9 protein-coding genes and 1 pseudogene are annotated in these 10,129 nt (G+C 71.6%); 8 read left to right on the top strand and 2 right to left on the bottom strand.

Features of this window, described 5'->3' with window-relative positions; translation table 11 throughout:
* Genes ABD363_RS18725 through ABD363_RS18735 form a run of 3 tightly spaced genes read left to right on the top strand, consistent with a single transcriptional unit; the run spans position 1 to position 2,119 of the window.
* On the top strand, positions 1 to 525 hold the full coding sequence (locus ABD363_RS18725) for an SDR family NAD(P)-dependent oxidoreductase (RefSeq protein WP_344604946.1): 525 nt from the start codon (positions 1 to 3) through the stop codon (positions 523 to 525).
* Complete coding sequence (locus ABD363_RS18730) at positions 522 to 881, top strand: putative antibiotic biosynthesis monooxygenase (protein ID WP_344604948.1); 360 nt, start codon at positions 522 to 524, stop codon at positions 879 to 881. Before ABD363_RS18725 ends, ABD363_RS18730 begins: the two co-directional genes overlap by 4 nt.
* Positions 878 to 2,119: a low temperature requirement protein A gene (locus ABD363_RS18735; protein ID WP_344604949.1), complete on the top strand. Its 1,242-nt coding sequence runs from the start codon at positions 878 to 880 to the stop codon at positions 2,117 to 2,119. The genes ABD363_RS18730 and ABD363_RS18735 overlap by 4 nt, the downstream gene beginning before the upstream one ends.
* A gap of 399 nt (positions 2,120 to 2,518) precedes the next feature.
* On the opposite strand, the gene ABD363_RS18745 is transcribed toward ABD363_RS18735, so the two are convergent.
* Positions 2,519 to 3,235 (bottom strand): SDR family oxidoreductase, encoded by a 717-nt coding sequence (locus ABD363_RS18745; protein ID WP_344604951.1) that lies wholly within the window; start codon positions 3,233 to 3,235, stop codon positions 2,519 to 2,521.
* Between the two features lie 78 nt (positions 3,236 to 3,313).
* On the opposite strand from ABD363_RS18745, the gene ABD363_RS18750 reads away from it, so the two are divergent.
* The 5 genes from ABD363_RS18750 to ABD363_RS18770 all read left to right on the top strand — a co-directional run bounded on the left by ABD363_RS18750 (position 3,314) and on the right by ABD363_RS18770 (position 9,883).
* Positions 3,314 to 4,183, top strand: a complete 870-nt coding sequence (locus ABD363_RS18750; RefSeq protein ID WP_344604953.1) for a helix-turn-helix transcriptional regulator — start codon at positions 3,314 to 3,316, stop codon at positions 4,181 to 4,183.
* A 718-nt stretch (positions 4,184 to 4,901) separates the two neighbouring features.
* Positions 4,902 to 7,685: an ATP-binding protein gene (locus ABD363_RS18755; RefSeq protein ID WP_344604955.1), complete on the top strand. Its 2,784-nt coding sequence runs from the start codon at positions 4,902 to 4,904 to the stop codon at positions 7,683 to 7,685.
* 160 nt (positions 7,686 to 7,845) lie between these two features.
* Positions 7,846 to 8,670: an alpha/beta fold hydrolase gene (locus ABD363_RS18760; RefSeq protein WP_344604957.1), complete on the top strand. Its 825-nt coding sequence runs from the start codon at positions 7,846 to 7,848 to the stop codon at positions 8,668 to 8,670.
* 66 nt (positions 8,671 to 8,736) lie between these two features.
* Complete coding sequence (locus ABD363_RS18765; RefSeq protein ID WP_159528653.1) at positions 8,737 to 9,060, top strand: putative quinol monooxygenase; 324 nt, start codon at positions 8,737 to 8,739, stop codon at positions 9,058 to 9,060.
* A gap of 130 nt (positions 9,061 to 9,190) precedes the next feature.
* Positions 9,191 to 9,883, top strand: a complete 693-nt coding sequence (locus ABD363_RS18770) for an SDR family NAD(P)-dependent oxidoreductase (protein ID WP_344604965.1) — start codon at positions 9,191 to 9,193, stop codon at positions 9,881 to 9,883.
* A gap of 149 nt (positions 9,884 to 10,032) precedes the next feature.
* Here ABD363_RS18770 and ABD363_RS18775 read toward each other — a convergent pair.
* Positions 10,033 to 10,129, bottom strand: a pseudogene (locus tag ABD363_RS18775) (IS5/IS1182 family transposase); the annotation flags it as partial.

Genomic DNA, 10,129 nt, shown 5'->3' on the forward strand with positions numbered 1-10,129 from the left:
ATGACCTGGCCCAGCGCCCACCCGGGCGCCGGGCCGTCCCCCTGCACGGGAAAGTTGCACCAGGCGTCGATTCTGATCACCGGAGCGACGAACGGTCCTGGTCTCGCTCCGGCTGAGGAGCTTGCGGAAGCCGTGCACCAGTTGCTCTTGCACGGTCGTGTCCCGCAGCGACCGGTGCCGATCGCGCAGCGTTTCGGGGCCGGGCAATACATCACCGACCTGTCCGCTCCGGCCGGGACCCAGCGACCCGCGGCCGAAGTGGCGGCACGGCGCGGTCGCCTCGACGTGCTGGTCAACAACGCGGGTGCGGGCTTCACCTGGAACGGCACCATCCGAAGGCATGTCAGCGGACGGATACCAGCAGCGGCCGGCGGTGAGCCGTCTGAGCCCTGTGCTGCCCACCCGGCAACCGCTGCCGCTGTTGCGCTCGGGCAGCCCATCACGCAGCGCCGACATCGCCTCGGTCGCGCAGGAACCGATGGAATCAAAACGATACGCAGCTTTTCGATTTGGAGTGGTCCATGAACGAGAGAACTGTTCCTGATGCCTACGGTGCCGACGATCCTGGACTGCCGAGCCCACCGGCAGCGACAGACATCCGGCACACGCTCCGGGCGCAGGGCCGGAACGCGTTCGCGAACGCCGAACCCCGGCCCGGCCCCACCGCTCCGGCCGCCGTCCGGCGTTGGAAGCTGTGGCTCCTCACCGTGTGCGGTATCTACCCCACCATCGTCCTGCTGGGCCTGGCCACGGATCCTGTTCTGGAGGATCTGTACCTGCCGGTGCGACTCGCTGTACTCGTCCCGGCGGCGGCAGCGGCGATGGTCTGGCAGATCAATCCCCGACTGCAGCGGCATTTCGGAGCTTGGCTCACCAGATGACAAGCAGCCCGGCTCCGCCGCCGGTGTGCTCCGCGGCGCCCGCACACCACAGACCACTGCGCAGGCTCACGGCGCGAGGCCGCGACGAGACCCGCCGCGGCGTCTCCTCACTGGAGCTCTTCTTCGACCTGTGCTTCATCGTGGCCATAGCCCAGGCAGGCGCCCAGCTGGTGCACGCCATGGTCGAGGGACACACGGGCGAGGGGATCCTCGACTACTTGATGATCTTCTTCGCCATCTGGTGGGCGTGGATGAACTTCACGTGGTTCGCCTCGGCCTACGACAACGACGACGTGCTGTACCGGATCGTCACGCTGATCCAGATAGCCGGCGTGCTCGTCCTGACGGCAGGCGTCTCCCAGGTGTTCGAGGAACACGCGTACCTGGTCGTCGTCCTGGGCTATGTGATCATGCGGCTCGCCATGACGGCGCAGTGGCTGCGCGTGGCGCGGTCCAGCCAGGGCCCCGAGCGGACGATGGCGCTGCGGTACGCCATCGGGCTCTGTCAGATCGGCTGGCTGGGGCTACTGGCCCTGCCGGAGGCCGGCCGCCCGTGGGTCTTCCTGGTGATGGCGCTGCTGGAGATGGCCGCACCGCTGTATGCGGAGCGGGCCCACCCCACGCCCTGGCACCCCCACCACATCGCCGAACGGTACGGGCTGCTCACGCTCATCGTGCTCGGCGAGACCATCGCGGCGGCCACCGTCGCCGTGAAGTCGGGGATCGACGAGCACGAGGCCCTGGGTGAGTTGCTGCCCATCGCCGCCGGCGGACTGCTGATCATCTTCGCCGCCTGGTGGGTCTACTTCGCGGTCCCCATCCACGGGCACCTCCGGTCCAACCGGCAGTCCTTCCTCTGGGGCTACGGCCATTACCTGATCTTCGTCTCGGGTGCCGCGATCGGGGCCGGCCTGGAGGCGGCGGTGGAGCAGGCGGTGGGCAAGACGCACCTTTCGGCGCTGTCGGCGTCGGCGGCGGTGACGCTGCCGACAGCGCTGTTCCTGCTCACGGTGTGGGCGCTGCACTCGCGCTTCTACAAGGTGGGGATCGTCCAGCAGTCGGTGCTGCCGGCCACGGCGCTGCTGGTGGTCGTCTGTACGTTCCTGGGGCACTGGGCGGTGCTCGCGGCGGGGCTGGTGGCGGCGCTGGCGGTGGCAGCCGGGGTGACGCTGACGGCGCTCGGGGCGAGCCCGGAGCGCGGGAGGGGCGAGGAAGGCGTCGCGGTGTCAATTCTGTGAGGGAACCCCCGTCGCCGCGGGAACCTGGCCGGCACGGCGTACGACGGCGCCCGTGCCGTGCGCCCGGTGCACCTGCTCAACGACGGCGGCACGTTGTTCACGCCGACGACGGGGACGCACCCGCTCGGCACCGCGAACCCGCCGGCCCTGGACGACGTCCTCACGGCGGGGCGCGGACGCGGTGACCCACGCGACCGTACGCGCCGTGGGCACCGCCGAGCCGGTGCCCACGCCTGCTCGACGAACCGGGCACCAGCCTGCACGGCGAGGCCCAGGGCGACTTTCTCCGGTACGCCTACGGCCGGCTCGGACCCGAGCAGCAGGTCCTCCGCAGCCTGATTCGCCGGGCACGGGTCACCCACCGCCGGGGCACCCGTCCCCGACGCCTCCCCTGACTCGTCACCAGGGCACGGGGGTTCCGTCCCAGGAGAAGAAGCCACCGGTGGGGCCGTCGTCCGGCAGCAGGGCCAGGCGGAGGGCGCCTTGGGCGGCCTCGGCCGGGTCGCCGCCGGCAGCGGCGGCCCCGGGAGTGAGATCGGTGGCCCGCAGGCCAGGAGCGAGCGCGTTGACCTTGAAGCCGTCGTGGGCCAGCGTCTGGGCGTACAAGACGGTGAGGGCGTTGAGGGCGGCCTTGGACGAGCGGTAGGCAGCGGCGCCGCCGCTTCCCGGGGTGAACTGGGGGTTGGGGTTCGTGCTCCAGGTCAGCGAAGCGGTGCCACTGGAGATGTTGACGATGCGCGGGCGCGGCGACCGGCGCAGGGCGGGCAGGAAGGCATTGGTCACCGCCACCACCCCGAACACATTGGTCTCGTACGTGCGCCGGAACTCCTCGACGCCGGTGCCGGCCGGCGGGGCGAGCGACAGCGAGATGCCGGCATTGTTGACCAGCACGTCCAAGCGGTCCACCTGAGCCGCGGCCTGTGCGATGCCGTCGGGATCACTCACGTCGAGGACCAGCAGGCGGGCCCCGGCACCGATCTCCTCGACGGCCCGCTGCCCGCGCCCGGGGTCGCGGGAGCCCACGTACACGGTGACGCCCTCGGCGGCGAGCAGCCGGGCAATATGCTTGCCGATGCCCTTGTTGGCACCGGTGACCAGAGCTGTGCGTTCGTTCATGGCAACCACGCTTCCCTGGTCGCAGGCGCCCGGCCAGGGACAGTCTGTACCAGGCAGTGGGAGGAGACAGGAAGCGGTATGGCACGGCAGGAGCTGGCCCGCTACCTGCGGGACCGCCGGGCGGCCCTGCGTCCGCACGAGATCGGCCTGCCGGAGACGGGCACCGCCCGCCGCACACCGGGCCTGCGCCGCGAAGAGGTGGCGGAGCTCGCCCACATGTCGGTCGACTACTACACGCGGCTGGAGCAGGCCCGGGGACCGCGGCCGTCGGCCCGCATCCTGGACGCATTGGCCCGCGCGCTGCGGCTCACGCCGGCCGAGCGCAGCCACCTGTTCCGCCTGGCGGGTTCGAGCGCGCCACCCGGCACCAGCGCCGTGCGGCGGGTGCGCCCGCACGTGGCCCGGATGCTGGACCGGCTGCCGGAGACCGGTGCCATCGTCACTGACGCGGCGTACCACGTCGTCGCCTGGAACCCCCTGGCCCAGGCACTGCTCGGCGCCGACCTCGGAGACGGGACGACGAACCTGGCCCGCCGCCACTTCCTGGGCCGGGGGCGGACGTACGAGAGCTCCAGCGCCGAGGAGTTCGGACACATCGCGGTGGCGCGGCTGCGCAGGGCCGCCGCCCGCTACCCGCACGACCCGCAGCTGGCCGCCCTGCTGGCCGAACTGCACGACGGCAGTGAGGAGTTCCGGCAGATCTGGCAGACACATCCGGTCCACGCTCCCGGGCACCGCACCAAGACCCTGCACCATCCGGAGGTCGGCGCGCTGCGGTTGAACTGCGACGTCCTGCTCGTGCCCGAGGACGACCAGGAGGTCGTCCTGATGACGGCCGACCCCGGATCACCTGCCATGCGGGCCCTGCGCAGGCTAGCCAGGCAAACAACCCGAGACGAAGGATGCGCACAGGTCTCGCCGGCGATCACAGAGCGTCGCAGCTTCTGATTCACCGGGGCCTTGTACCCACCTCGATGCCGAGGCTTTCCACGCCGGCTGTCTGCGCGAGCTCCCAGTAGTGGGCCAGGGAAGGGCGCGGCGGCATCTCCGACGCTTCTCCGGGCCTTCGGGCCAAGGCCATCAAGCTGGGGATCGGGTCCATGGCTGCAAGTGGTGTCTGAGCCGGGGAATGGCGGACGCGAGAAGCGGAGCCCAGGCACCGGGCGCGGCGCGCGCACTCCGGTTCACGCATTGCTCGTGCCGGACGATCGCGCGACACCTCGACGGGGGGATGGCGGAACGCCCTCGCCGACACGGATGGCCCTCCGCCAGTTCTGCGTGGCGAACGAGACGTCGATCCCGTCCCCGTCCGCGTCGCGGTCGGGGACGCAGCTGGCCACAGACCGGTAGCTCGACTGACTCGGCGTCCGTATCCCGAACCTTGAGGACGGCGACGAGGGGGCGGTAGCCGGCGGAGGCGACCGTGTCGGCCGGCCTTTGCCGGGCGGGAGGAGGACCGGCACGGTGATCCGCGCGCTTTTGGTGCTGTCGTTGCGGTGGGGCTGCGGCGCCCGACGGGTGTTCTGCATGATCTTCGTCCGGGAGCTGCGGGTGTCGGCGAAGCAGATGGCTTCAGGCTCCGTTTACCGGTGGGTGCAATACTTCCTGGTCAGGTGCGTGGCTAGTGTTTCGACTGCTTCGCGAGGCAGGACGAGGGACGCGGCGGATGTGGGCGAAGTCAGGGACAGGCACGGGCGTCGGCCCGACCGGGCTGGTCGGCCGGGAGGGCGAGCTCGCCGAGCTTGCGGCGTTCCTGGACATGGCCGGGACGGACGGAGCTGTTCTGCTGCTCACCGGTGATCCGGGCGTGGGGAAGACGGCACTCCTGGACGCGACCGCCGAGCTGGCGGTGGCGAGGGGAGTGCGGGTCGTCCGCGGGAGCGGTGTCGAGTACGAGACGGACATCAGCTACGCGGGGCTCCATCAGCTCGTCGGCTCGCTGCCGGACGAGCTCGGCCGTCTGCCGCGTTCCATGCGGGAGGCCCTCGAGGTCGCCCTCGGTCTCGGCGCCGGTCCCGCGCCGAGCCGGATCGCCGTCCTGAACGCGGCACTGTCCCTGTTCGACGAGGCCGCGAAGGAGCGGCCGTTGCTCCTCGTGGTCGATGACCTTCATGTCGTCGACCAGGCGAGCCGGGCCGCGGTGGGTTTCGTCGCCAGAAGACTGGGGGGCCGCCGCATCGGGCTGCTCGGAGCGCAGCGGGCGGAGTCCGGCGAATCCTTCCGGTCCCCCGGTCTGCCGGAGCTCGAGGTCGCACCGCTGGGTGACGCGGACGCCCTGCGGCTGCTGTCCCGGCGCTTCGCTCACCTTCCCCGCCGGGTTCTTTCGACCGTGGCCCACGAGGCGCAGGGAAATCCCCTGGCGCTGCTCGAGTTCGCCGGGTCCACCGGGGTGTCCGGCGACCGGCACGGCCAAGGGACGGGGCGGGCGAGCGGCCCGGGGCGGGATGTCCGCGCTCTGTACGGCGCCCGCGTCGGACGACTGCCGCGGGGAACGCGTGAGGTATTGCTGCTCGCGGCTCTTGAGGGCTCCGGCGACATCGGCGTCCTCGAGGCGGCCGGCGGGCCGGGCAGCCTCGAGGAACTCGCTCCCGCGGAGCGTGACCACCTGGTCATGGTCACGGAGAACGGCCGCGCGGTGCGCTTCAGGCATCCGCTGGTCAGGTCCGCGGTGGTCGACGGTTCCACCGGTGAACAGCGGCGCGGCGCCCACCGCCGGCTGGCCGACGCGCTGGCCGGCCAGCCCGAGCGGCGCGGTGATCACCTCGCGAGAGCCACGACGGCGCCCGACGAGGCGGTCGCCGCCGTGGTGGAGTCGGCGGCCCGGAGCAGCCTGCGGCGCGGTGACGCCGACGGCGCGATCGCGAGATTGCGGCGCGCGGCCGAGCTGAGCACCGACCGAGCGGACCGCAGGCGCCGCCTGTCGCAGGCCGCCTATGCCGCCGCCTGGGTCACCGGCCATCTGGAGGTCAGCCACGAGATCATGCGTGAGGTCGAGGGCAATCCGGCGGCCCGGTCGCTCTCGGCGGCCGCGACGGCCGGCTTCCTGGTGCTCGTCACGGAAGGCGACGCCGATACGGCCCATGCACTCCTGATGGAGGCGGTCGAGCAGGCCCCGGTGATGCCCGGACCGCCGCACGAGGAGCTGGAGACCGCGCTGTTCACCCTCACCCTCGCCAGCCAGTACTCGGGCCGGCCCGAGCACTGGCAACCTCTGGTCGACGTGCTCGCCCGGGTCCCCGAGGCGGCGCCCGCCGCCGCGGCGTCGCTGGGGCGCGTCCACCACGACCTCGGCTCCGTCACCGACGGCATGCTGCGCCGCCTGGACGAGGAGATCGCGCGGCTGAGGGACCAGAGCGACGCCGACGTGGTCATCCGCACCGCCCTGACCGCCTCGTACCTCGACCGGCTTCCGGGCTGTCGCGAGGCCGTGTCCCGGGTCATACGCGACGGCGGCGCGGTGGGATCGAGCATGCCGGCCCTGATGTTCGTCGCCCTGGACGACCTGTACGCCGGCCGGTGGCAGGCGTCGGCCGGCGCCGCGGACGAGCTCATCGCACTGTCCGAGGAGACGGGGTACCACCTGTTCGCCCAGGTGGGGCATTACGTCGCTGCAATGGCCGCGGCCCAGCGCGGCGCCCTCGACGCGTGCCGGGAGCACTGCGAGGACATCTGGGGATGGTCGGGTCCCAGGGGCCTGCGGCGGCTGGAGAACTGCGCCCACCAGGCGGCGGCCCGGGCGGCCCTCGGCGCCGCCGACTTCGAGACGGCGTTCCGGCACGCCACGGCGATCTGCGCCCCGGGTGTGCTGCCGGCGTTCAACCCCGAGGCCGTGTGGTCCGCGCCGGACCTCGTCGAGGCCGCCGTGCGCTCCGGGCGGCACGCGGAGGCGCGACGGCACGCGGACGCGCTGCGCGACGCCGGTGTCGGTCACCTCTCGTCGCGGTTCGCGCTGAGCGCGGCCACGGTCACGGCGATGACATCGGCTGCCGAGGACATGGTCCGGTGCTTCGAGGAGGCACTCGGGCTGCCGGGCGTCGAGCAGTGGCCCTTCGAGGTCGGCCGTGCTCATCTGGCGTACGGCGAGAGGCTGCGCCGTCAGGGGCTCAACCGCGAGGCCCGGGTGCAGCTGGCCGCCGCCCGCGGCCGCTTCGAGGAGCTCGGGGCCCGTTCGTGGGAGGCCCGGGCCGCGACGGAACTCCGCGCCACCGGGATGACGCGGACCGGCCGGGGCAAGGCCGGCGAGGCCCTCACCCCGCAGGAGCTGGAGGTCGCCAGGCTGGCGGCGACGGGGCTGTCGAACCCGCAGATCGCGTCGCGTCTGTTCCTTTCGCCGCGGACCGTGTCGTCGCATCTCTACCGTGTGTTCCCGAAGCTGGGGATCACGTCGCGGGCCGGGCTCCGCGACGCTCTGGAGGCGCTGCCTCCCGAGCCTCCGGCCACCCGGCTGTGAGAGCTGCCGGCCGGGTCCCGGCACTGCCCCGGTACTGACGTAAGCGAGCCGGCGGCCGGATGTCAGTCAGCTGACGGAGGCTGTCGGCACGGTGGCCGAGCCATTCTCGTGGAGACATCGAATCCGCCCGGTACCCGGGCGAGACCACGAGGAGCGGACCATGCCGTTCGTCACCACCGGCGACGGAGTCGAGATCTTCTACAAGGACTGGGGCTCGGGCCGGCCGGTCATGTTCCACCACGGCTGGCCGCTGAGCTCGGACGACTGGGACGCCCAGTTGCTGTTCCTCGTCCGGCGGGGCTACCGCGTCGTCGCCCACGACCGCCGCGGGCACGGGCGCTCCGCCCAGGTCGGCCACGGGCACGACATGGACCGCTACGCGGCGGACGCCGCCGCCGTGGTGGCGCACCTCGGCCTGCGCGACGTCGTCCACGTCGGCCACTGCGCCGGTGGCGGAGAGGTCGCCCGGTACGTCGCCAGGCACGGTGCCGGCCGGGTCGCCAAGGCCGTCCTCATCGCAGCGGTCCCGCCGCTCATGGTCCAGACGAAATCCAACCCCGCAGGGCTGCCGGCGGAGGTCTTCGACGGCTTCCGCGAGGGCGTGGCCACCGACCGCTCCCAGTTCTACCTCGACATCGCCTCCGGGCCGTTCTACGGGTTCAACCGTCCGGGTGCGGACGTCTCCCAGGGCATCATCCAGAACTGGTGGCGCCAGGGGATGGCCGGCAGCGCGCAGGCGCACCACGAGGGGATCAGAGCGTTCTCGGAGACGGACTTCACCGACGACCTCCGGGCGATCGACGTGCCCACGCTCCTCCTGCACGGCGACGACGACCAGATCGTCCCGATCGCCAACTCCGCCCGGTCGGCGGTCACGTTGGTCGAGCACGTGACCCTGAAGGTCTACCCGGGCCTGTCGCACGGCATGTGCACCGTCAACGCCGACACCGTCAACGCCGACCTCCTCGACTTCATCAAGAGCTGACCCGGCTCGGTACCGACACACAGCCCGTCAGCACGGAACACAACACGGAACAGAGAAGGAATCACCATGACCGCAACACCCACCGGCTACGTGACCGTCGTCTGGGACGCGAAGGCGAAGGCGGGCAGGGAGGCCGACCTCAAGGCGTTCATCACCGCCGCCGTCACCCCCTCGCGCAACGACCCCGGCAACATCGACTACGAGGCCCACGAAGTCGAGGGCCGGCCCGGCGAGTTCGTCATCTACGAACGCTGGGAGACACGCGCCCACCTCGACGCACACCTCGCCGCGCCCCGGATGCGGGAACTTGTCCCGCAGATGCTCGAACTGATCGACGGATCCATCGAGGACGGCATCCGCCTGCTGCGTCCGTTCCGCCCCGCCCACTAGAGCAGGACGCCCGCCGACATCGGGGTCGACGCCGACGGAGCACACCGCCGCGGAACCAATCCCTTGGGTGCTCCCGGTGACCGCTTTCCGGGAGCACCCGCTCCGACGACACGCACAGGAGAGACACGACGTGACCACCACATTGATCACCGGCGGCAACAGGGGCCTCGGCCACGAGATCGCGCGCCGACTCGTACAGGCGGGCCAGACGGTCTGGGTCGGCGCCCGGGACGCCGGGAACGGACGCAAGGCCGCCGACCGGCTCGGCGCCGGCTTCGTCCAGCTGGACGTGACCGACGACGCGTCGGTCGGCGCGGCGGTCGAGACGCTGCGCGCTCGGGCGGGCCACCTGGACGTTCTCGTCAACAACGCCGGGATCCTCGGCGAAGTGACCGCACCCGAGGACATGACGGCCGACCAGATCCGCCACGTCTACGAAACCAACGTCTTCGGCCTGGTGCGCGTCACGCACGCGTTCCTGCCCCTGCTGCGGAAGGCGGCCGCCCCGTCCGTCGTCAACGTCACCAGCGGCCTGGGGTCGTTCACGCTGACCCACGACCCGGAGCGGGTCGAGTCGCAGTATCCGCTCGCCGCCTACGGCTCGTCGAAGAGCGCGGTCACCATGCTGACCATGCAGTACGCCAGGACGATCCCCGACGTCCGCTTCAACGCGGTGGACCCCGGCCAGACCGCGACCGAGTTCACCGGCCACATCGGGCACAGCGTCGAGGAGGGCGCGGAGGCGGCGGTGCGTATCGCCACCCTGGGGCCCGACACGCCCACCGGCACGGTGACCGACCGCGCCGGCGCACTCCCCTGGTGACGGCGGCAGGCCCGACCCCGCGACAGTCCTGGCAACCACACCCACCCGGCGCACCGGTCAGGGCCGACGGGCCCTGACCGAGGGAATCAGGACTCAGTCGCCAAGCCCCTGAGGGGACGTTGAGTCCGCTTCTTCCAGCCTAGGAACTCCTAACAGAATGTGGCTCGCAGACGGCGCCAGCAGATCAGTGGGCAGGCGAGCTTGAGGAACGCCTCGTGGATGTCGTCGCGGATCTCCCAGCGGATG

It is taken from the genome of Streptomyces glaucus, assembly GCF_039533365.1.
Taxonomy (GTDB): domain Bacteria; phylum Actinomycetota; class Actinomycetes; order Streptomycetales; family Streptomycetaceae; genus Streptomyces; species Streptomyces glaucus.

Excerpts from the sequence above, each read along its gene's own strand:
- ABD363_RS18755 (WP_344604955.1), top strand. The coding sequence starts at position 4,902 with ATGTGGGCGAAGTCAGGGACAGGCACGGGCGTCGGCCCGACCGGGCTG.
- ABD363_RS18745 (WP_344604951.1), bottom strand. The coding sequence starts at position 3,235 with ATGAACGAACGCACAGCTCTGGTCACCGGTGCCAACAAGGGCATCGGC.
- ABD363_RS18735 (WP_344604949.1), top strand. The coding sequence starts at position 878 with ATGACAAGCAGCCCGGCTCCGCCGCCGGTGTGCTCCGCGGCGCCCGCA.
- ABD363_RS18750 (WP_344604953.1), top strand. The coding sequence starts at position 3,314 with ATGGCACGGCAGGAGCTGGCCCGCTACCTGCGGGACCGCCGGGCGGCC.
- ABD363_RS18765 (WP_159528653.1), top strand. The coding sequence starts at position 8,737 with ATGACCGCAACACCCACCGGCTACGTGACCGTCGTCTGGGACGCGAAG.
- ABD363_RS18760 (WP_344604957.1), top strand. The coding sequence starts at position 7,846 with ATGCCGTTCGTCACCACCGGCGACGGAGTCGAGATCTTCTACAAGGAC.
- ABD363_RS18730 (WP_344604948.1), top strand. The coding sequence starts at position 522 with ATGAACGAGAGAACTGTTCCTGATGCCTACGGTGCCGACGATCCTGGA.
- ABD363_RS18725 (WP_344604946.1), top strand. The coding sequence starts at position 1 with ATGACCTGGCCCAGCGCCCACCCGGGCGCCGGGCCGTCCCCCTGCACG.